Annotated in this window: 17 protein-coding genes; 8 read left to right on the forward strand and 9 right to left on the reverse strand. The window is 62.1% G+C overall.

Annotation, left to right across the window (positions count from 1 at the left end):
• The first annotated feature begins 13 nt into the window (after nucleotides 1-13).
• Together RX328_RS38410 and RX328_RS38415 are read left to right on the forward strand one after the other, a co-directional pair.
• Complete coding sequence (locus tag RX328_RS38410; RefSeq protein ID WP_213247923.1) at nucleotides 14-1,381, forward strand: LLM class flavin-dependent oxidoreductase; 1,368 nt, start codon at nucleotides 14-16, stop codon at nucleotides 1,379-1,381.
• A gap of 14 nt (nucleotides 1,382-1,395) precedes the next feature.
• Nucleotides 1,396-2,181: a fumarylacetoacetate hydrolase family protein gene (locus RX328_RS38415; RefSeq protein ID WP_213247921.1), complete on the forward strand. Its 786-nt coding sequence runs from the start codon at nucleotides 1,396-1,398 to the stop codon at nucleotides 2,179-2,181.
• Nucleotides 2,182-2,204: 23 nt separating this feature from the next.
• On the opposite strand, the gene RX328_RS38420 is transcribed toward RX328_RS38415, so the two are convergent.
• The 6 genes from RX328_RS38420 to RX328_RS38445 all read right to left on the reverse strand — a co-directional run bounded on the left by RX328_RS38420 (nucleotide 2,205) and on the right by RX328_RS38445 (nucleotide 7,690).
• On the reverse strand, nucleotides 2,205-3,062 hold the full coding sequence (locus RX328_RS38420; RefSeq protein WP_213247919.1) for a D-amino-acid transaminase: 858 nt from the start codon (nucleotides 3,060-3,062) through the stop codon (nucleotides 2,205-2,207).
• 206 nt (nucleotides 3,063-3,268) lie between these two features.
• Nucleotides 3,269-4,000: an amino acid ABC transporter ATP-binding protein gene (locus RX328_RS38425; protein ID WP_213247917.1), complete on the reverse strand. Its 732-nt coding sequence runs from the start codon at nucleotides 3,998-4,000 to the stop codon at nucleotides 3,269-3,271.
• A gap of 6 nt (nucleotides 4,001-4,006) precedes the next feature.
• The gene (locus RX328_RS38430) at nucleotides 4,007-4,699 is read right to left on the reverse strand and encodes an amino acid ABC transporter permease (RefSeq protein ID WP_213247915.1); all 693 of its coding nucleotides are present in this window, start codon (nucleotides 4,697-4,699) and stop codon (nucleotides 4,007-4,009) included.
• Nucleotides 4,700-4,701: 2 nt separating this feature from the next.
• Complete coding sequence (locus tag RX328_RS38435; RefSeq protein ID WP_213247913.1) at nucleotides 4,702-5,433, reverse strand: amino acid ABC transporter permease; 732 nt, start codon at nucleotides 5,431-5,433, stop codon at nucleotides 4,702-4,704.
• A 216-nt stretch (nucleotides 5,434-5,649) separates the two neighbouring features.
• Nucleotides 5,650-6,561, reverse strand: a complete 912-nt coding sequence (locus RX328_RS38440; RefSeq protein ID WP_213247911.1) for an amino acid ABC transporter substrate-binding protein — start codon at nucleotides 6,559-6,561, stop codon at nucleotides 5,650-5,652.
• Between the two features lie 43 nt (nucleotides 6,562-6,604).
• Nucleotides 6,605-7,690: a LysR family transcriptional regulator gene (locus RX328_RS38445; RefSeq protein ID WP_249726123.1), complete on the reverse strand. Its 1,086-nt coding sequence runs from the start codon at nucleotides 7,688-7,690 to the stop codon at nucleotides 6,605-6,607.
• A gap of 296 nt (nucleotides 7,691-7,986) precedes the next feature.
• On the opposite strand from RX328_RS38445, the gene RX328_RS38450 reads away from it, so the two are divergent.
• From RX328_RS38450 to RX328_RS38465, 4 genes are all read left to right on the forward strand, one after another.
• Nucleotides 7,987-9,246 carry an FAD-dependent oxidoreductase gene (locus tag RX328_RS38450; RefSeq protein ID WP_213247909.1) on the forward strand — a complete coding sequence of 420 codons (1,260 nt, stop codon included), beginning with the start codon at nucleotides 7,987-7,989 and terminating at the stop codon, nucleotides 9,244-9,246.
• Nucleotides 9,247-9,512: 266 nt separating this feature from the next.
• Entirely contained in the window at nucleotides 9,513-10,481 is a 969-nt protein-coding gene (locus RX328_RS38455) for a Bug family tripartite tricarboxylate transporter substrate binding protein (RefSeq protein ID WP_213247907.1), read from the forward strand.
• Nucleotides 10,482-10,655: 174 nt separating this feature from the next.
• Nucleotides 10,656-11,135: a tripartite tricarboxylate transporter TctB family protein gene (locus RX328_RS38460; protein ID WP_213247905.1), complete on the forward strand. Its 480-nt coding sequence runs from the start codon at nucleotides 10,656-10,658 to the stop codon at nucleotides 11,133-11,135.
• 7 nt (nucleotides 11,136-11,142) lie between these two features.
• Entirely contained in the window at nucleotides 11,143-12,651 is a 1,509-nt protein-coding gene (locus RX328_RS38465; RefSeq protein ID WP_213247904.1) for a tripartite tricarboxylate transporter permease, read from the forward strand.
• Nucleotides 12,652-12,972: 321 nt separating this feature from the next.
• On the opposite strand, the gene RX328_RS38470 is transcribed toward RX328_RS38465, so the two are convergent.
• Complete coding sequence (locus RX328_RS38470; protein WP_213247903.1) at nucleotides 12,973-13,836, reverse strand: protein-L-isoaspartate O-methyltransferase family protein; 864 nt, start codon at nucleotides 13,834-13,836, stop codon at nucleotides 12,973-12,975.
• A 217-nt stretch (nucleotides 13,837-14,053) separates the two neighbouring features.
• Nucleotides 14,054-15,439, reverse strand: a complete 1,386-nt coding sequence (locus RX328_RS38475) for a M20 family metallopeptidase (RefSeq protein ID WP_213247902.1) — start codon at nucleotides 15,437-15,439, stop codon at nucleotides 14,054-14,056.
• Between the two features lie 184 nt (nucleotides 15,440-15,623).
• Between RX328_RS38475 and RX328_RS38480 the strand changes: the two genes are divergently transcribed.
• The gene (locus RX328_RS38480; protein ID WP_213247901.1) at nucleotides 15,624-17,006 is read left to right on the forward strand and encodes an LLM class flavin-dependent oxidoreductase; all 1,383 of its coding nucleotides are present in this window, start codon (nucleotides 15,624-15,626) and stop codon (nucleotides 17,004-17,006) included.
• Nucleotides 17,007-17,113: 107 nt separating this feature from the next.
• Here the strand turns inward: RX328_RS38480 and RX328_RS38485 are convergent, their stop codons facing one another.
• A complete protein-coding gene (locus tag RX328_RS38485; RefSeq protein WP_213247900.1) occupies nucleotides 17,114-18,778 on the reverse strand; it encodes a thiamine pyrophosphate-binding protein in 1,665 nt (554 codons plus the stop codon).
• Between the two features lie 376 nt (nucleotides 18,779-19,154).
• Between RX328_RS38485 and RX328_RS38490 the strand changes: the two genes are divergently transcribed.
• Nucleotides 19,155-19,727: a hypothetical protein gene (locus tag RX328_RS38490; protein WP_213247899.1), complete on the forward strand. Its 573-nt coding sequence runs from the start codon at nucleotides 19,155-19,157 to the stop codon at nucleotides 19,725-19,727.
• Nucleotides 19,728-19,748 lie beyond the last annotated feature (21 nt).

Consider the following 19,748-nt stretch of genomic DNA (forward strand, 5'->3'; position numbering starts at 1 on the left):
CAAGGAGAACGGCATGACACGGCAAATGGCCCTGGTGGGATTTTTGCAGGCACAGAACTGCACCAATCTGCCGAGCTCATGGCGGCACCCGGAATCGCGCGACGATTCGATGTCGGCCGACTACTACCAGGAGATCGCCCGGATTCTCGAGGCCGGCAAATTCCACATGGCGTTCTTCGACGACCGCCTGGCGATGCCGGACCGCTACGGCAATGACCACGCCCACACCGTCGAGTACGGCATCCGCTGCGTCAAGATGGACCCGCTGATCGTGCTGACCACGATGGGCATGGTCACCGAGAAGCTCGGCCTGGGATCGACCTGCTCGACCACCTATTACGAGCCGTTCGATGTCGCGCGCCGTTTCGCCACCCTCGATCTGATGTCGGGCGGACGCGCCGGCTGGAACGTCGTCACCTCGCTTAATGACGGCGAGGCTCACAACATGGGCAAGGACGCCCATCTCGAACATGACTTCCGCTACGATCGCGCCGACGAGTTCATGGAGGTCGTGCTCGGCCACTGGGATACCTGGGAAGACGGCTCCTTGATCATGGACAAGAAGAGCGGCCGCTTCGCCGATCCGGCCAAGGTGAAGCGGCTCGACCACAAGGGACAATTCTTCAAGTCGCGCGGGCCGTTCACCGTGCCGCGGTCGCCGCAGGGCCACCCCGTCATCATCCAGGCCGGCGCGTCCGGCCGCGGCCAGCGCTTTGCAGGGCGATGGGGCGAAGTGATCTTCACTGCCGCTCGCAATGTGGCAGCGGCCAAGGAAGGCTATGCGGCCGTCCGCAACGAAGCGGCAAAAGCCGGCCGCGATCCCGACCAGATGTTCCTCTGCAACCTCACCACCCCCGTCTGCGGCGCGACCAAGGCCGAGGCCGAGGACAAGATGGCCGTCATCAACAAGCTGCCGCTGGAAATCGATGCGCTGTCGCTGCTCGCGGAAGCGCTGAACTACGACTTTGCTTCCAAGCCCCTCGATGAGCCGCTGACCACGGAAGAGCTCAAGAGCATGCAGGGTATCCTCGGCATTCGCGACGGCGTGCTCAAGGCATCAGGCAAGACTAACCCCAGCGCGCGTGACTTCGTCACCTTCTCCGGTCGCGGCCAGGTACAGGACGCGATCGTCGGTGGCCCGAAGGAGATGGCGGTCAAGTTAGAGGAGATGTTCGTCGAGCGCGGCTGCGACGGCTTTGTCATCGCGGCCACTATCGTGCCGGGCTCCTACGCCGATTTCGTCAAGCATGTGGTGCCGGAATTGCAGCGCCGCGGCCTGTTTCACAAGGATTATGCCGGCAAGACCCTGCGCGAGAATCTCGGCCTGAAGCGGCCCGCCGCCGGCGCATGGAAAGCCAGTCCGCGGGTTGCCGCCGAATAAGAAAAGGAAGAATCATGCGTTGGCTGAAATTCACTGCCGCCGGCACGACATCCTGGGGCATTGTCGAGGGCGAGCGCGTGATCGCGGTCGACGGCGATCCGTTCGGTGAATGGCAGCGCGGAACACAGTCGCATGCGCTGAAGGACGTCAAGATCGAGCTGCCGCTGATCCCGCGCACCTTCTATTGCGTCGGGCTTAACTATCTCAAACACCTCAAGGAAGCTGCCGACAAGGCCGGCACGGTGCCGAACGTGCCCGATCGACCCGGGATCGGCTATCGCGCGCAAAACGCGCTGATCGCCCATGACGAGGACGTGGTGATCCCGGCGAGCGCGACCGAGAAGATTCATTACGAGGGCGAGTTGGTGGTCGTGATCGGCAAGAAGGCAAAACACCTCACCGAAGCCAATGCGATGGACTGCGTGTTCGGCTACACGATCGGCAACGACGTCAGCGAGCGCACCTGGCAGAAGGCCGACCGTAGCCTGTGGCGCTCCAAGAATGCCGACACTTTCAAGCCGATGGGCCCGTGGATCGAAACCGATGTCAACCTCGACAGGATGGAAACGGTAATCCAGGTCAACGGCAAGGAGACCGGCCGTTTCCGCACCAACGACATGATCTTCGGCATCGTGCCGTTCCTCGTCGAACTCTCCAAATATTTCACGCTGTCGCCGGGCGACGTGATCTGGATGGGCACCGACGGCACCTCGCCTGATCTCAGGGACGGCGACGTCGTCGAGATCGACATCACGGGCATCGGCACGTTGCGGAACAGGTTTGTGAAGGAGATGGCTTGAAGCGCCGCGGCGACGACACCGGACTAAACCGCCGTCGCCTTCGCAAATTCCACATAAATCTCACGCAGCCGGTTCGTCATCGGGCCGGGCTTGCCGTCGGCGACTTGCTTGCCGTCGATCGACACCACGGCCTGTACGAACACACTGGCGCTGGTGACGAAGGCTTCCTTGGCGGCCAACGCTTCCTCGACCGAAAACGCCCGCTCCTCCACGCGAAGCTGGCGTTCTTCGGCTAGAGCGACCACGGCCTTGCGGGTGCAGCCAGGCAGGATCTCGCTGCCGTTCTGCCGCGTCACAATCACATCATCCTGCGTGAGAATGAAACACGACGACGAGCCGCCCTCGGTCACCTTGCCGTCCTCGATCATCCAGGCCTCGCCGGCACCGGCCACAGCCGCAGCCTGCTTGGCCAGCACCTGCGCCAGCAGCGCGACGCTCTTGATATCGCGGCGGGCCCAACGCAGGTCGGGCACTGTGATCACCTTGATGCCGGTCTTGGCCGAGGGCGCGTTGATGATGTCCTTGGTTGAGGTGAACATGATCAGCGTCGGCTTTACGTTCTTCGGAAACGCAAAATCGCGTCCGGTGTCGGCGCCGCGCGTTACTTCCAGATAAACCATGCCGTTGACGAGATTGTTGCGCGCGACCAGTTCCTTCTGGATCTCCTGGATGCGCGCCGCCGTCTCCGGCAGCGCCAGCTCGATCTCGCCGACCGAGCGCTCCAGCCGCGCCAGATGCGAGGCGTTGTCGATCAGCTTGCCGTCGAGCACGGCAGCAACTTCATAGATGCCGTCGGCAAACAGAAATCCGCGATCGAGGATCGAGACCTTCGCCTCTGAGAGGGGCACGAACGAGCCGTTGACGTAAGCGATCTGTTCCAAAGTAGAGTCTCCTGGAGGTAGTAAAGCTGTTGCGGTGAACCTTATCGGAAAACTGTTAGCGGCGAGAACCTCTCGTCGTCGCGGATGATTTCGATGGCCACCATCGTCATTGCGAGGAGCGCAAGCGACGAAGCAATCCACCTATCCGCTATGCCGCCCTATGGATTGCTTCGCTTCGCTCGCAATGACGGTAGCGGCCACCGCGCCTAATGCGACAAAATCTTCGACAAGAACTTTTGCGCGCGCTCGCTGCGTGGGCTGCCGAAGAAATCGGCCTTCAGCGCATCCTCGACGATCTCGCCCTTGTCCATGAAGATCACGCGATGCGCGACCTTGCTGGCAAAACCCATTTCGTGGGTGACGACCATCATGGTCATGCCCTCATGGGCGAGATCGACCATGACGTCGAGCACCTCGCTGATCATCTCGGGGTCGAGCGCCGAGGTCGGCTCGTCGAACAGCATCGCGATCGGGTCCATCGCAAGCGCGCGGGCGATCGCGACGCGCTGCTGCTGGCCGCCGGATAGTTCAGCCGGGTACTTGTTTGCATGCACCATCAACCCGACGCGTTCGAGCAGCTTGTTGCCCTTGGCCACGGCCTCGTCATGCGAGCGGCCCAATACCTTCTCCTGCGCGAGACACAAATTCTCGATAATGCGCAGATGCGGAAACAGCTCGAAATGCTGGAACACCATGCCGACGCGGGCGCGCAGTTTTGGCAAATCGGTCTTGGGATCGTTGACCTTGATGCCGTCGAGAATGATCTGGCCTTCCTGGAACGGCTCCAGCGCGTTGACGCATTTGATCAGCGTCGACTTTCCCGAGCCTGACGGACCGCACACCACCACCACCTCGCCCTTGGCGACGCTGGTGGTGCAGTCCTTCAGCACCTGGAAACTCGGCCCGTACCATTTATTGACGTGGCTGATTTCGATCATGGGCTCTCACCGAACAATAGCAATGCGCGCCTGCAGGCGCCGGACGCCATAGGACGCAACACAGGAAATCACGAAATAGACCGCGGCCGCGAACAGATACATCTCGACCAGCCGGCCGTCGCGCTGCGCCACCTTGCTGGCGGCGCCGAGGAAATCCGGGATCGACAGCACATAGACCAGCGAAGTGTCCTGAAACAGCACGATGGTCTGAGTCAGCAGCACCGGCAGCATGTTACGAAACGCCTGCGGCAGCACGATGTAGCGCATGGACTGCGCGTAAGTCAGGCCGAGCGCGCTTGCTGCAGCCGGCTGACCCTTGGAGATCGACTGGATGCCGGCGCGCATGATCTCGGAGAAATATGCCGCCTCGAACATGATGAAGGTGACGAGTGACGAGGTGAACGCGCCGACACGAATGGGACGCGATGCGCCGGTCAGCCACTGGCCGATATAGGGGACCAGGAAGTAGAACCAGAAGATGACAAGCACCAGCGGCAGCGAGCGCATGAAGTCGACATAGAGCCCGGCGACGCGGCCGAGCAGCTTGTATCCGGACAGCCGCATCAGCGCGATCAGCGTGCCGAAGATCAGGCCGCCCAGCGCCGACAACCCGGTCAGCATCAGCGTAAAACTCATGCCGTCGAGGAACAGATACGGCAGCGAGCGGCGGATGACATCGAAATCGAGATTGTCGAACATCGCTATTTCCCCGTGATATAGCCGGGGATCGCCAGGCTGCGTTCGAGGAAGCGCATGCCGGTGACGACGACGATGTTGATCGCGAGATACATTACGGTTGCGGCGGTGAAGGCCTCGAACACCTGGAAGGAGAACTCCTGCATCGCCCGCGCCTGGCCGGTCAGTTCGATCAGACCGATGGTGATCGCGACAGACGTATTCTTGATGGTGTTGAGGAATTCGGAAGTGAGGGGCGGCAGGATGATGCGGAACGCGATCGGCAGCAGCACGTAGCGGTAGCCCTGCGCCGTCGTCAGCCCGAGCGCGGTCGCGGCATTCTTCTGTCCACGCGGCAGCGAGGCGATTCCTGCGGCCAATTGCACGGCGACGCGCGCCGACATGAACAACCCGACCCCGATCGCCGCCGTCCAGAACGGCGCATTGGGAAGCTGCTTCAGCCACAGGCCTGCGGCGCGCGGCAGCAGTTCCGGCAGCACGAAGAACCAGAGGAATAGCTGCACCAGCAGCGGCATGTTGCGGAAGAATTCGACATAACAAAAGCCGATCCAGGACGCGGTTTTCGACGGAAGGCTCCGCAGAATGCCGACGATCGTGCCGAAGATCAGCGCAATGACCCAGGCCAACAGCGCGGTCTTGATGGTCAGCAGTAGTCCCGACACTAGCATGTCGAGATAGGTGCCGGCCCCGGTCGGGTTCGGCTCGAAAAAGATGTGCCAGTTCCAGTTGTAGTTCACGCTGCACCTTGTCCCCGAAAGTGCCGGTAAAGCTCTTGGTTATGACTGCGTATGCAAATGTCCGGCCATCTTTATCGCAAAATGGCCGGACCTTCGACTTTCACCCCTCATCCTGAGGAGCCGCGCATTGCGCGGCGTCTCGAAGGATAGAGGCCCGATTGGGGCCTCATGGGTTCGAGACGGCGCTGGCGCGCCTCCTCACCATGAGGATCTGCGTTACTTATACGAATCCGGATCCGGCGAATCCGACGGCTTGGCGAACTGGTTCTTCAGTTCGGCGCTGATCGGCGAGTTGAGGTTCAGCCCCTTGGGCGGGATCTTCTGCGTGAACCATTTGTCGTAGATCTTCTGGCCCTCACTGCTCGTGTAGAGCGCGGCGGTCGCGGCATCGACCACCTTCTTGAAAGCCGGATCGTCCTTGCGCAGCATGATGCCGTAGGGCTCGGGCTTTGAGAACGCATCCTTGGAGATGACGTAATCGCCGGGCGCTTTTGAGCCGGCAACCAGGCTCGCGAGCAGGATGTCGTCCATCACGAAGGCCACCGCGCGATCGGTCTCGACCATCAGGAATGCCTCGGCGTGATCCTTCGCCGGGATGATGTTGATGTTGAGGCCGCGCGCCGCGTTGGCTTCGGTGAGCTGCTTGATATTGGTGGTGCCGGCGGTGGAAACCACCGACTTGCCCTTGAGATCGTCGATCGAATTGATCTTGCTCGCCTTCTTGGTGACGTAGCGGCTAGCGGTCAGGAAATGGGTGTTGGTGTAGGAAATCTGCTTCTGGCGCTCGGCATTGTTGGTGGTCGAGCCGCATTCGAGATCGATCGTGCCGTTGGCAAGCAGCGGGATGCGCGTCGACGACGTCACGGGGTTGAGCTTGATCTCAAGCTTGTCGAGCTTGAGCTCTTTCTTCACGGCATCGACGATCTTGTAGCAGATGTCCATGGCGTAGCCGATCGGCTTCTGGTTATCGTCGAGATATGAGAACGGAATCGACGAGTCGCGGTAGCCGAGTGTAATGGCGCCGGTCTCCTTGATGTTCTTCAGCGTCCCGGTGAGCTCCTGGGCCGTTGCCGGCCCGGCGCACAACGCACCCGCGACCAGACAGCCGATAATATGACGGTGTTTCACGTAACTTCTCCCTCCAAAGGTTTCAGATGATTGCTCATCCACCCTAACTCAGCAACTTGCCGGGCCGTTTGGCCGGCGGTCTCGAACCTGTCCTGGCAAGACCGCCCCCGGCGTGCCCGGCACTATGCCTGCACAATTCGGACCAAAACAGATTTAGCGCCCGTTGACCATCATGCATTCGGCCTCTGAATGCGACTAAAGACAAAGGCAACGCCCATTTGTCGCCGCCGACCGGGACCAGCCGTTTCCGGCCGGAAGCCGCCACAGTGCCCTCCGTTAACCAAGCCACGCCGCGTCCGCTGAGCGCCATCCCGCACAACACGTCGGACATGTCGCTTTCAATGACCCGCACACCGACAATGGGGGCGCTTTCCAGGATAAGATCAACCAGCCGGGCGAAATAGACGCCGGGCGAATACATCAAAAGGGGGACCGGATGCGACGCCCGGCCGGGCAGCGACGCGCCTCCCTTCGCCACCAGCGCCTCGCTGGCATAGGGCCGCAGGAATTCGGTGCCGACCGTGACGCGTTCGTAGCGATCCGGATCGAGATGGATCGGCTGCTGGGCATGGTGGTAGCAGATCATCAGGTCCACGTTGTCGGAGGCCAGCGAGGTGACGAGATCGTGGATGTTGCCCACGACCACCGAACAGCTCAACCGCCGCTCCTGTGACCAGGCCTGCCACCAATGCGGCAGCCGCGCGGTGGCCATGGCGAACGGCAAAGCGATGCGGATATGTTCATTGCGGCGAAGCGGCTTGCCGCCGAGCTCGACGCGGCTGTCGAGCATCTGCCGCAGCAACTCGCCGGCATGCTCGCGGAAGCGCTCGCCTTGCGGCGTGAGCTGCGTCGGGTAGACGCTGCGGTCGATCAGGCTGAAACCGAGCCAGGCTTCGAGCGATTTGATCCGGCGGCTGAACGCGGCCTGCGACGTATTCCGCTTCTCCGCCGCGCGCGTAAAATTGCCGGTCTCGGCCACCATCAGAAAGTCCTGAAGCCAGCGAAGCTCCATCACGCTCCCCGTATTGCAGGCGATCGCGGCACGGCCGCCACGACGGTCGCCTTGTGGCCGCGCATGGCCGCACGCGCCAACCGGCGCCAGTTCTCGACAGGAAATGTGAAGCTCCATGCCGGCAAACGTAGCGGGTCGCGACGCGGCATGACCAATGCAAGCTTTGCATCGCCTCGGCTCGCTTTCGCTTCTGCGGCAGTCCTCATCAATTCTCGCCCGCTCATATCAGCCGTTCCGCATTCGCTCATGATCGCAGCTTCCTTAGCCCGCCACGCTTCCGGCAGGTTATGCAATTTTTGCATCATGCAGACTTGGCATCAATAGCAATGTTCGGGGGCCTTAAAGCTGGTGAGCAACTTCGTCCGATCGGTTCTCCCGTTTCGATCGGACGATCACCAGGACGAGTCCTCGAAATGAAGATCTGTGTACTTGGCGCCGGCGTTATCGGACTGACGACCGCATGGTGCCTTGCCGAGGCCGGGCACGACGTCATCATCGTCGACCGGCATGCCTCCACCGCGAAAGGCGCCAGCGCCGCCAATGGCGGCCAGCTCTCTTACGCGTTCGTGGCGCCGCTGGCGTCTCCGGCAACACTCAAGAAGCTGCCATCGCTGCTGCTGTCGCCGGATGCGCCGATGCGCATCCGCGCTGGCCTCGATCCAGCCTTGATTTCCTGGGGCGCGCGATTCCTGCTTGCCTGCCGGCCGGCGGCCGTGCGCGAGACGGTTGCAGCCCAGCTCGCCCTCGCCGCCTTGAGCCGGAGCGAGCTGGCGCGGCTGACGCAAAACCTGATGCTCTCATTTGGGTTGCGAACCGCCGGCAAGCTGGTGGTGTTCAGGAGCAAACGGGAATTCGACGCGGCGCGGCGCGCTGTCATGCCCACCGGCGAGGACGGCGGGCAGCAGGTCCTGACGCCGACCGAATGCCTGGGACTCGAGCCCGCGCTCAGACTTGACGCAGGCAAACTCGCAGGCGGGATTTTTACGGCCTCCGAGCAGGTCGGCGATTGTGCCGCGTTTTGTGCAGGGCTGACGTTCAGACTACGACGTCAGCGCAATGTCGAATGGGTACTCGGTACGGAAGTTGTCGGGCCGGTTCGATCCAGCGGCCGGCTGGTCGCCGTCGACACCGGCCAGGGGCCCGTGCAGGCAGACCATTTCGTTTTGTGCATGGGCGCGGCATCGGGCGCTTTTGCGAAAGCGTGCGGATTCTATCTGCCGATCTATCCGCTCAAAGGCTATAGCATTACCCTTTCACCGGCGCCGGAGGCGCGCCTCCTTCGGCACAGCGTCACGGATATGGAACGCAAGCTGGTGTTTGCGCCGCTCGTGCGCGATGGCCACACACCCGTAAGGGTTGCCGGCATCGCCGATCTCGAAAGCGACACCCAGATCGATCCACGACGCGTCGAAATCCTGCGCCGCGCTTCGGCCGAATTGCTCGGGATCGACACAGCCGGTGACGTCGAGCCCTGGTGTGGGCTCCGTCCGATGACGCCGGACAGCCGGCCGATCATCGGCTGGTCGCCGCTCGACGGCCTCTTCATCAATTCAGGACACGGCATGCTGGGCTGGACGCTGGCGTGCGGCAGCGCGCGGCTGACGGCGGACATGATCGATCGCAAGCGCTCGGTCGCGCCGGCCGGGGCGTTTGCCCTGTGCCGCGCCGCCTAACAAGCGGTAACGTTGCCAACGAACGGCCCGACAATCCAGGCTAGTCGTGATTGCCTGAATCGCATGGTGCGACGGCGGCCAAATTCCGTGATCCGGGATGCCGCGGCAGACCGATTGACCCTTGCGCCATTTCCAGCCTGTTGCGACGCGGACGGCGCTCCCCAGCCGCTAACACGCTTTTCTTCCCGGGCGATTTCAGGGAAGATCGAGCCCGGGAAGAAACAAGCAGCTCTGGTATCGAGGGAAGCCGCAGGGGAGTGTTGCATATGTTCAGACGTAGCCATTTGGCGACCGCCATCGCTGCCTTCATGCTGATATCCGCAGCCGCCGGCGCGCAGGAATATCCCACCAAGCCGATTACACTGATCGTCCCATGGCCGGCGGGCGGTTCGACCGACATCTCGATGCGCGCGATCGCCGAAAGCGCTTCGAAGGTTCTGGGGCAGCCAATAGCGATCGACAACAAGGCCGGCGGCTCCGGCACCGTCGGGCCTGCCACCATGGCGGCAAGCGCCAAGCCCGACGGTTACACGATCGCACAGATTCCGATCACGGTGTTTCGGCTGCCGCTGATGCAGGAAGTCTCGTGGGATCCGGCCAAGGACTTCACATACATCATTCACCTCACCGGCTACACGTTCGGTGTCACCACCAGCGCCGAGTCGCCGTTCAAGACCTGGCAGGACGTCGTCGATTACGCCAAGCAGAATCCCGGCAAGGTGACCTATGCGACGCCGGGCGCCGGCACGTCGCTGCATATCGGCATGGAGCAGATCGCTTCGATGGCTGGCATCAAGCTGACGCAGGTGCCATTCAAAGGCGGCGCCGAAACCAATGCCGCGGTGCTGGGACAGCACACCATGCTGCAGGCGGATTCGACCGGCTGGCGGCCGCTGGTCGACGCCGGCAAGCTGCGGCTATTGATGGTGTGGACCTCGGCGCGCTCGCCGAACTATCCCGGTGTGCCGACATTGAAGGAGCTCGGCTATCCAATGGTCTATGACTCCCCGTTCGGAATTGCCGGACCGAAGGGCATGGATCCGAAGATCGTCGCCAAGCTGCACGACGCCTTCAAGAAGGCACTGGATGATCCGGCCGTGATCGCCACGCTCGCCAAATTCGACATGGTACCGAACTACAAGAACACCGAGGACTACAAGAAATTCGTCGTCGAGGTGACCGAGTCCGAGCGCAAGGTGGTCGACAGGCTCGGGCTGGCGAAGAAGACGAACTGATCACCGCCGTGTCCCGGGCGCGATGCAGCGCGCAAGCGCTGCTTCGCAGAACCGGGATCCATATCGCCACGTGTGGACCCCGGCTCTGCAGCGCACCGCCATAGCGCGTCAAGACGCGCGTAAACGCGCTGATGGCGCTGCACTGCGTCCGGGGAACGGCTGAAAGAGCAACCGATGAGTAATGACGTCAAATTCCGCCTCAACAATTCCGAACTGTGGGGCGGGCTGATCGGGCTCGCGCTTGGCGGCTTTGTCGTCTGGTCCGGACTCAAGCTGAAGCTCGGCACCATCAACGATCCCGGCGCCGGTTTTGTGCTGTTCCACACGGGCATCCTGATTTGCCTGTTCGCTATCTCGATCATCGTCGCGGCGTTGACCGAAGGCGGGCCAACTTTCGGTTCGCGCTGGGAAAATGCACGCTGGACCAAGCCGGTGATCATCATCGCCTGCCTCATCGCGTTCGCCTTTTCGCTCGATACATTCGGCTTTTTGCTGTCCTCAATTCCGCTGATGGTGCTGCTGCTGCGCCTGGTCGATCCGGTGCGCTGGCAACTCACCATTCCGATTGCGCTGCTGGTCCCGCTCGGCATGTGGTGGATCCTCAAGCGCCTGCTCCTGATCCAGTTGCCTTCCGGCATCTTCGAAATCGGCTGATCGAACCATGGACACGCTCATCAATGTCGCGCATGGCTTTGGCGTCGCGCTGCAACCGATCAACCTGATCTATTGCTTCCTAGGCGTCTTCATCGGCACGCTGGTCGGTGTCCTGCCCGGCATCGGTCCGATTTCGGCGATGTCGCTGCTGCTGCCGATAACACTGTCGGGAACGCCGGAATCCGGCATCATCATGATGGCCGGCATCTATTACGGCTCGATGTATGGCGGCTCGACCACCTCGATCCTGGTCAACATTCCCGGCGAGGCCGCTTCCGTCGTCACCTGCATCGACGGGCACCAGATGGCGAAACAAGGCCGCGCCGGCCCGGCGCTCGGCATCTCGGCGTTCGGCTCGTTCTTCGCCGGCACCTTCGCCCTGATCGCACTGATGCTGGTGGCACCCAAGCTCGCCAGCGTTGCGATCGCCTTCGGACCGGCCGAATATTTCAGCCTGATGGTGCTCGGCCTCGTCGTTCTGACCTTCCTGACGCAGGGCTCGATGGCGAAGGCGCTGTTGATGGCTTGCATTGGCGTCGTCCTCGGCGTGGTCGGGCTCGACAGCATCACCGCGCAACCGCGCCTGACCTTCGGCCGGTTGGAGTTGATCGACGGCATCGGCCTTGTCCCGGTGGTAATGGGCTTGTTCGGCGTCGCCGAGGTCCTGATTAACGCCGAGCACGTCATCAAACGCGACGTCATCAACACCAAGATCACGCATCTGCTTCCAAGCAGAGAGGACTGGAAAGCCAGTGCCGGCCCGATGTCGCGCGGAACGGTCCTTGGATTTCTTCTCGGCATCCTGCCCGGCGGCGGCGCAGTGATCTCGTCATTCGCGTCCTATGCGCTCGAGAAGCGGCTGTCCAAAACGCCGGAGCGGTTCGGCCGCGGCGCAATAGAGGGCGTCGCGGGTCCCGAAGCCGCCAACAATGCCGCTGCCGGCGGCGCCTTCATTCCGCTGATGACATTAGGCATTCCACCGAATGTGGTGATGGCACTGCTATTGGGCGCTTTCGTCATTCATGGCTTGCAGCCGGGACCGCTGATGATCACGCAGAACCCCGGCCTGTTCTGGGGCATCGTCGCCAGCATGTATATCGGCAATCTGATGCTGCTGGTGCTTAACCTGCCGATGATCGGCATGTGGGTCCAGCTTCTCAAGCTGCCTTACAACATCCTGTTCCCGCTGATCATCCTGTTCACCATCATCGGCGTCTATTGCTCCAGCAACAACGTGTTCGACGTCTACGTGATGATCGCGTTCGGCATTATCGGCTATTTCATGCGCAAGCTCGGCTACGAGCCGGCGCCGCTGGTGCTAGCCTTCGTGCTAGGGCCGATACTGGAGAACAATCTGCGCAAATCGCTGATCCTATCGCAGGGCAATCTGATGACTTTCGTCGAGCGGCCCATCTCGGCCGCGTGTCTCGCGCTGGCGGTCGTGCTGCTGATAGGCCCGCTGCTGCCGGCGCTGCGCAAGAAGCGCGAACTGGTCGCGCTGGATGAAGGGGTGTGAGGGAGCAGTGCCGCGCCCCGTGAAGCTGCTGCTAGAGCGGGATGATTTTTGGTTTGATCGACTTGGCCGCAGACGCGCTTCACCTCTCCCGTTCGCGGGGGTCGAGACGAGCGAAGCTCGCTCTTAGGTCGGCGCGAAGCGCCGGGTGGGCTCTCTCCACTCGGGCAGCGTCGCCCAAGGAGACACCCCCACCCATAGCCGATGCTCCGCATCGGCGTTCTACTAAAGAACGGCGGCCATGGGCCGCCTATGCCTCCCCCGCAAGCGGGAGAGGGAGCGCACCTTCTTCGTGGTCGCAATCAAACCCAATTTCATCATGCTCTAGTCGCCCGCTTGTTCCGCCGCTTCGCGGCATGACAGGCACCAACCATCCTCGTGTAGCCAGCAATTCTCCTCTTGTTCATGAGGGTCGGTGCGCAGCGACTTGACGCCGGCGCCGCGATCATGCGCCAACGCTTCTGCGAGCCGCTTACTCACCTCAGCATCGCGTGCACCCGCGAATTCATAGAATAGAACCCGACACAAGAACCGCGCGCTGAACTTGTCAGCGCGGAGGCGCGTGACCAGCAACATGCCGCCGAAACCTTCAGTTGGCGTCATGGGAAACAATAGGCGTCCGCCGGGCTTCAATGCGTCCAGCCAGGCCGGAAGCGGATGCGTCGCTCCAGCACTGGCGACAATCACGTCCGCGGGCGTGAGAGGATGACCGGTGCCGTCGCCATTCGCGACTATGACCTGCGGCCATGGTGCGAGGGCCGCACGCGCCAGCTCTGCAAGTCGCGGCTCGATTTCGATCGCCTCCACGGCGCCATCACGACCGACGAGTTCAGCGAGAATGGCAGTGTAATAGCCCGTGCCGCAACCGAGATGCACCACATGTTCGTTGGCCGCGATATCAAGCTTGTCGAACACGAAAGCCCAAAGGCTGGGCTGGCCGTTGTTGAGGCTGCGGCTTTCGTCGAGCGCGATCAGCACATCATGATAGACGTGACATGGATCGTCATCGGGTGTGGTTCGATAGTCCGCCATGTTCCAGGAGCTTTTGATCCGCCAAGGCCCGGGGCCGACGAACCTTTCACGCGGCACGTCCGCAAAGGCCGCCTTCACCGCGGCTGAGCGCATATCGGCGACAAACCAGAGGTCTTCTGCATAGTGTCGGCGCCGGACTTCTACGGAATCGGACATCAGGGCCTCTCAACCAGGGGATGAGCAGTCAGCGTAGCACATCAAGGATGCGGCCGCTGTAGCCTCATCACACTTTTGCTCGCCCGGATTGAGCTGTGGCCTATCTGTTCGTGATGCACTCGGGCTGGTCCCGGGCGTCCACGTTCTTTGTCATCCCGCGCAAGTGCGTCATGGCCGGGGACGAGCCCGGCCATGACGCAAGGTGAGGCATTTTCGTTCAAGCCTTGCGCTTGATCTCGCCGAGATCCCAGAAGATTCCCGCCATGATCGCCAGCGCCTCTTCCGTCACGGGCAGCAGGATGTGCTCATCCGGCGCATGCTGCGAGCAGCCGGGATAGGAATGCGGCACCCAGATGGTCGGCAAGCCCAGTCCTTCGGCGAACACGTCGTTGGGCAGCGAACCGCCGAAATTCGGCAGGATCGCCGGCGCTTTGCCCGTGGTCTGCCTGATCGAGTTCGCCGTCCAATTCACCCAGGGGCTGTCGACATCGGTGCGCGAGGCGGCGAAGCGCTGCGTGCCGCTGACTTCCACCATCGGAAAGCCATTGGCATGCAGGTGCGCGCGCACGGCGTCGATGACCTCTTGATATCTGGTGCCGACGACGAAGCGGAGCTGCAGCACGGCATTGGCGCGTCCAGGAATGGCGTTGGCCGGCTTCTCGATACTGCCCGACGACATCGCCAAAACTTCCAGCGTATTCCAGGCAAACAGCCGCTCCGCCGGTGATAATCCCTCCTCGCCCCAGTCGGGCGCCAGCGCCGGCTCGTCCGCGGTCGGCTCGATCTTCACGTCGGCCAGCGCCGCGCGGACCGCATTCGAAATCCGCGGCGGCTTCAGCGCGTCGAGCTTCATTCGCCCCTTGCCGTCAACAAGGCTCGCGATGGCATTGCAAAGGATCGTCGCGGGATTGGCGAGCACGCCGCCCCAATTGCCCGAGTGGTGGCCGCCTTCACGCAGATTGACATCGAGATGGATGCGGTTGCCGCCGCGGCAGCCGAGGAAGATCGTGGGCCGATCGGCCGAGAGCCGCGGCCCGTCGGACGCCAGGAACAGATCGGCCTTCAACTCCTCACGATGGGCTTCGCACACTTGCCGTAGATCGGGCGAACCGATCTCCTCGCCAGTCTCGATGATGAATTTGGCGTTGAAGCCAAGCTTGCCGCCACGGGTCTCGCGCACGGCGCGCAATGCCGCAAGGTTGATGCTGTGCTGCCCCTTGTTGTCCGCGGTGCCGCGGCCATAGACGCGCTCGCCCTTGGTCGTGACCTGCCACGGATCGAGATTGTCGCGCCATTCGCCTTCCATGCCGTCGACGACGTCGCCATGGCCATAGGTGAGCACAGTCGGCAGCGAGGCGTCCTCGCGATAATCCGCCAGCAGATACGGTCCTCTGCCGGTCGGCGATTCGATCAGGCGGGTGGAGAAGTCAAGCGCGGCGAAAGCCGGCTGGAGGTCGTCGACGAGATAGGCGCGCAACGCCTCGCCGCTGCCGGGGTTCTGGCTTTCGGTCCGATAAGAGACCCTGCGGCCGAGCTCGGCGAGAAACGCGCCGGAATTCAGATGCTCGCGTACCCGCGCAATCGCGTCGGCTCTATCAGCCATATTTCTTTCCTTTGTTCGCTAGCGTGTGGGGCCGCAACCTATCGGGATAAGCCGCCCGCTGGAAGTGGCAGGGCCTGTCGAATGGGCCTTGCTAAACGCAGCGAGGATGCAACAATTTCAGGCAACAGCCCGGCGTTTAACCGGGCAAATGCGCGAGGGAACTGCGCGCTACGAGGTTCGCGTCATGACAAAACAAATCCGGCTCAATGCCTTCGCCATGAACTGCGTGGCGCATCAATCGCCGGGGCTCTGGACCCATCCACGCGACCGCACGCTGGACTACAACCGCCTGCCCTACTGGCTCGATCTGGCGAAAACGCTGGAGCGTGGCCGGTTCGACGGACTTTTCCTCGCCGATGTGCTCGGCGTCTACGACGTGTTCGGCAACAGCCCGGATGCGGCGCTGCGCAATGCCGCGCAGACGCCGGCGAACGAGCCGCTGATGCTGATCCCGGCGATGGCTGCGGTGACGCAGAATCTCGGCTTCGGCGTCACCAGCAATCTCTCCTTCGAGCCGCCCTACCCGTTTGCGCGGAGAATGTCGACGCTCGATCACCTCACCGAAGGACGGATCGGCTGGAATGTCGTGACCGGCTATCTCGACAGCGCCGCCCGCGGCGCCGGCAAGGACAGGCAGACCGCACACGATGACCGCTACGAGATCGCGGATGAATATATGGAGCTGGTCTACAAGCTCTGGGAAGGAAGCTGGGAGGACGGCGCCGTGCTGCGCGACCGCGCGCGCGGGATTTTTGCCGATCCTTCCAAGGTGCATCGCATTCAGCACGAGGGCCGTAACTACCGGCTCAACGCCATCCATCTTAGCGAGCCGTCGCCGCAGCGGACGCCGGTGCTGTACCAGGCCGGCACCTCGCCGCGTGGACGGCAGTTCGCGGCCCAGCATGCCGAATGCGTGTTCATGTCGGGCCCATCGGCCAAAATTATCGGACCGCGGGTTGCCGCGATCCGCGCGCTGGCGCAGGAGATCGGCCGCAACCCGGCTGAAATCTTGATGTTCTCGATGATGACGATCATTCTCGGCCGTACCGAGGCGGAGGCGAAAGCGAAATACGCCGACTATCGGGCGCACATCGCGACCGAGGGCGCGCTGGCCTTGATGTCGGGCTGGATGGGCGTCGATTTCTCGAACTACGACCTCGACCAGGAGGTGCGTCACGTGCAGAACGACGCCGGCCGCACCGCGCTCGACAACGTCACCCGCGCCGATCCTGACAGGGTCTGGACCGTGCGCGAAGTCGTCGAGCATGTCGGCATCGGCGGCGCTGGCCCAGTCGTGGTCGGCACGCCCGAGAAGGTTGCCGACGATATCGAGGCCTGGTTCGAGCAGACCGACGTCGACGGCCTCAACGTCGCGTTCGCCACCTCGCCCGGCGATTTCGAGGATATCGCCGACATGCTGGTGCCTGAATTGACACGGCGAGGACGGTACAAGAGCGAATATGCGAAGGGAACGCTGCGCGAGAAGCTATTCGGCCCGGACCGTGCGCGGCTGACGGCGCAGCATCCGACGGCGAGATATCGCCCGCATGTACAGGCGGCGGAGTAGAGCGATGCTGGGCCCGCCGTCATTGCGAGCGAAGCGAAGCAATCCATCGCGCTGCAAGCGGAGGAATGGATTGCTTCGTGGCGTTGCTCCTCGCAATGACGGGGTGATCAATTCACCGCATTACTCACCACGACCTCGATCAACTTCGCGCCGGGGCGGCTGAAGGCCGACGACAATACGGACTTCAATTGCGAGGGGTCGGTCACCTTCGTCGCCTCCAACCCCAGCGATTTCGCCATGCCGGTAAAATCGACCGGCGGATCCACAAAATCCATGCCGACGTAATGATCGTCGCCGTGGAAGGCGAGCAGCCGCTGCTTGATGATGCGGTAGCCGCCATTGTTGACGATGACGAACGTCAACGGCAGCTTGTGGTTTGCGGCCGTCCATAGCGACTGGATCGAGTACATCGAGCTGCCGTCGCCGGAGTAACATACGACCGGCCGTTGCGGATTGGCTAGGCTGACGCCGACGGAGGCCGGCAATCCCCAGCCGATGCCGCCTGATGCGAGCGCATGATAGCCGTAGCGGTCGCGATGCGGGCGCAGCGCGATTATCTGCCGCGACGACGTTAGTCCTTCGTCAACCAGGATGGCGTTGTCGGGCATTGCCTCGACCACTTGCAGCGCCAACCAGTCCGGATCGATTGGCGAGGTGTTGGCATGTTTCGATATCTGCTCGACCAGAGGCTTCCGTCTGGCCGTCCAGTTCTTCGAAGCGAGCGCGTCCAATCCCTCTCTTGCGCGCGCCTCAAGCGCGCTGCCGCCGGCGGCCTTTAGTGCCGGCACCAGGGCGCGCAAGGTTTCCCGCACGTCAGCCTTGAGCGCGATGTCTGCACCGTAATTCCTGGCGAGGTCGTGGTCGACCAGGCCGATCTGCACGATCGACAGCCCATCCGGCAACGGATCGACTTCACTGTAGACCGACATCCGCAAGGGATCGCCGCCGAGCGCGATGATGAGATCGTACGGCGACAGCGTGTCGCGGGCGATCTTCTGGATGCGTGCCAACGCGCCCATGAAGCATGGGCTTTCCGACAGGAAATGCGCGCCATACGGCGTCGACGACTGGTGCGCCGGACAGCCCAGCGTTTCCGCCAATTGCGCCGCCTCCTGCAACGCATCGCTCTTGACGATTTCGTCACCGACGATGATCACGGGCCGCTCTGCCTTCAGAATCCGCGCGGTCAGCGCCTGCAGCGACTCCTCTGACGGCTTGACGCGCGTATCGACGCGCGTCGAGCGGCCGAGCTCGATGCCGGCCTCGGAATTGAGGATGTCGCCCGGCAGCGAGATGAACACCGGCCCCGTCGGTGGCGTGGTCGCGATCTTGGCGGCGCGGCGCACGATCCGCGGCAGATCCTCCAGCCGCGTCACCTCCACCGCCCATTTGACCAGCGGCGCGGCCATCTGCACCAGCGGACCGTAGAGCACCGGCTCCGTCAGGCCGTGGCCCTGCTCCTGCTGGCCGGCCGTCAGGATCAACGGCGTGCCGGTGAAGCTGGCGTTGTAGAGCGAGCCCATCGCGTTGCCGAGGCCGGGCGCAACATGAACGTTGCAGGCGACGAGCTTGCCGGAGGCGCGGCTGAACCCGTCGGCCATCGCGACGACCAGGCTTTCCTGCATCGCCATCACATAGGTGAGGTCGGGATGGTCCTTCAGCGCATGCATGATCGGCAGTTCGGTGGTGCCGGGATTGCCGAACAGATGCGTAACGCCCTCGTCCTTCAGCAGTGCCAGGAATGCCGAACGGCCGGTGATCTTGTTCTTCATTTTCCCTCCCGCCCGCCGCTTCGTTGACGTGCGGGGTGAGGCAGATGACCAAACTTGGCGCGCGTAAGCAATGGATCGCGGTCATGGCTGCTCTGCACAGCCATTTCCGTGTCCCCGACGCCGTGCACCGCAGCAGCGGTACACCGCGGGACCCGGACAAAAAACGCGAAAACAACCCCATGCAAAGTAGAATGGGACCCGGCTCGCAGCACTCAGACCGCTTGCGTCCGAGGCACGACATGGTCCGTCGTCACGGCCTCATCCCGCTCTAGGCCGTGTACTCATTAAGCGACTGACTGATGTCCGCTCAACCCTCAACAGCGGCGGAATAGCGGATACAGCCCCGATGTCGCAGAAGTGCCAACAGGCGACTTGCTTGATTAAGATCGGCTTCAATTTTGGCATCACTCTAAACAATCTCTTAGTACTGGATTACTACCGTAGAGCGAAGACAAGCCAAAGGCAGCGTACATTGAAACTCGGCCAGCATGCCCTCAGCATACAACAACCTCAGCAGGGTTCTGCGTCGTCGCAACACCGACATTCGTGCTTTGGTTGGCTGCGCATTATTGAAAGGGCGATAGCAATTTCACTTTTGATGTTGTTGCTTGAGGCGACACCAGCGAACGCAGAGCAGTTCACTGTGAGGTGTGCGAATCAAGGGTACTATCACGTGACGTTTGATACCGATTCAGGAAGGGTCGTATTCCAGAGTGTAGCCGGGTTGGCATTGAAGGGCCGTATTGAGACAGCCGCTGCAGGGGATACCGTATTTCGATTGCTCAAATCCGGCACCAAGGACTTCGAAGTCGTTTTGGCCGCGAGCCGGGATCGCATCACGTGGGTTGCGATCCCGGGCGACAATACGCGCCAAGGAACAACAGATAAGTGCAGTCAAGTGGGTCTGCGGCCAATTCTTTCAGAATGGGATCTCATCTTCCCATATTAAGATCTCATCTTCCCATATTAA

This window comes from Bradyrhizobium sp. sBnM-33 (assembly GCF_032917945.1).
Taxonomy (GTDB): Bacteria; Pseudomonadota; Alphaproteobacteria; order Rhizobiales; family Xanthobacteraceae; genus Bradyrhizobium.

What these genes read in the sequence shown, in the direction of transcription:
- RX328_RS38455 (WP_213247907.1), top strand. Translation starts at nt 9,513, where the DNA reads ATGTTCAGACGTAGCCATTTGGCGACCGCCATCGCTGCCTTCATGCTG.
- RX328_RS38410 (WP_213247923.1), top strand. Translation starts at nt 14, where the DNA reads ATGACACGGCAAATGGCCCTGGTGGGATTTTTGCAGGCACAGAACTGC.
- RX328_RS38475 (WP_213247902.1), bottom strand. Translation starts at nt 15,439, where the DNA reads ATGGCTGATAGAGCCGACGCGATTGCGCGGGTACGCGAGCATCTGAAT.
- RX328_RS38445 (WP_249726123.1), bottom strand. Translation starts at nt 7,690, where the DNA reads ATGGAGCTTCACATTTCCTGTCGAGAACTGGCGCCGGTTGGCGCGTGC.
- RX328_RS38450 (WP_213247909.1), top strand. Translation starts at nt 7,987, where the DNA reads ATGAAGATCTGTGTACTTGGCGCCGGCGTTATCGGACTGACGACCGCA.
- RX328_RS38460 (WP_213247905.1), top strand. Translation starts at nt 10,656, where the DNA reads ATGAGTAATGACGTCAAATTCCGCCTCAACAATTCCGAACTGTGGGGC.
- RX328_RS38425 (WP_213247917.1), bottom strand. Translation starts at nt 4,000, where the DNA reads ATGATCGAAATCAGCCACGTCAATAAATGGTACGGGCCGAGTTTCCAG.
- RX328_RS38480 (WP_213247901.1), top strand. Translation starts at nt 15,624, where the DNA reads ATGACAAAACAAATCCGGCTCAATGCCTTCGCCATGAACTGCGTGGCG.
- RX328_RS38465 (WP_213247904.1), top strand. Translation starts at nt 11,143, where the DNA reads ATGGACACGCTCATCAATGTCGCGCATGGCTTTGGCGTCGCGCTGCAA.
- RX328_RS38415 (WP_213247921.1), top strand. Translation starts at nt 1,396, where the DNA reads ATGCGTTGGCTGAAATTCACTGCCGCCGGCACGACATCCTGGGGCATT.
- RX328_RS38485 (WP_213247900.1), bottom strand. Translation starts at nt 18,778, where the DNA reads ATGAAGAACAAGATCACCGGCCGTTCGGCATTCCTGGCACTGCTGAAG.
- RX328_RS38430 (WP_213247915.1), bottom strand. Translation starts at nt 4,699, where the DNA reads ATGTTCGACAATCTCGATTTCGATGTCATCCGCCGCTCGCTGCCGTAT.
- RX328_RS38470 (WP_213247903.1), bottom strand. Translation starts at nt 13,836, where the DNA reads ATGTCCGATTCCGTAGAAGTCCGGCGCCGACACTATGCAGAAGACCTC.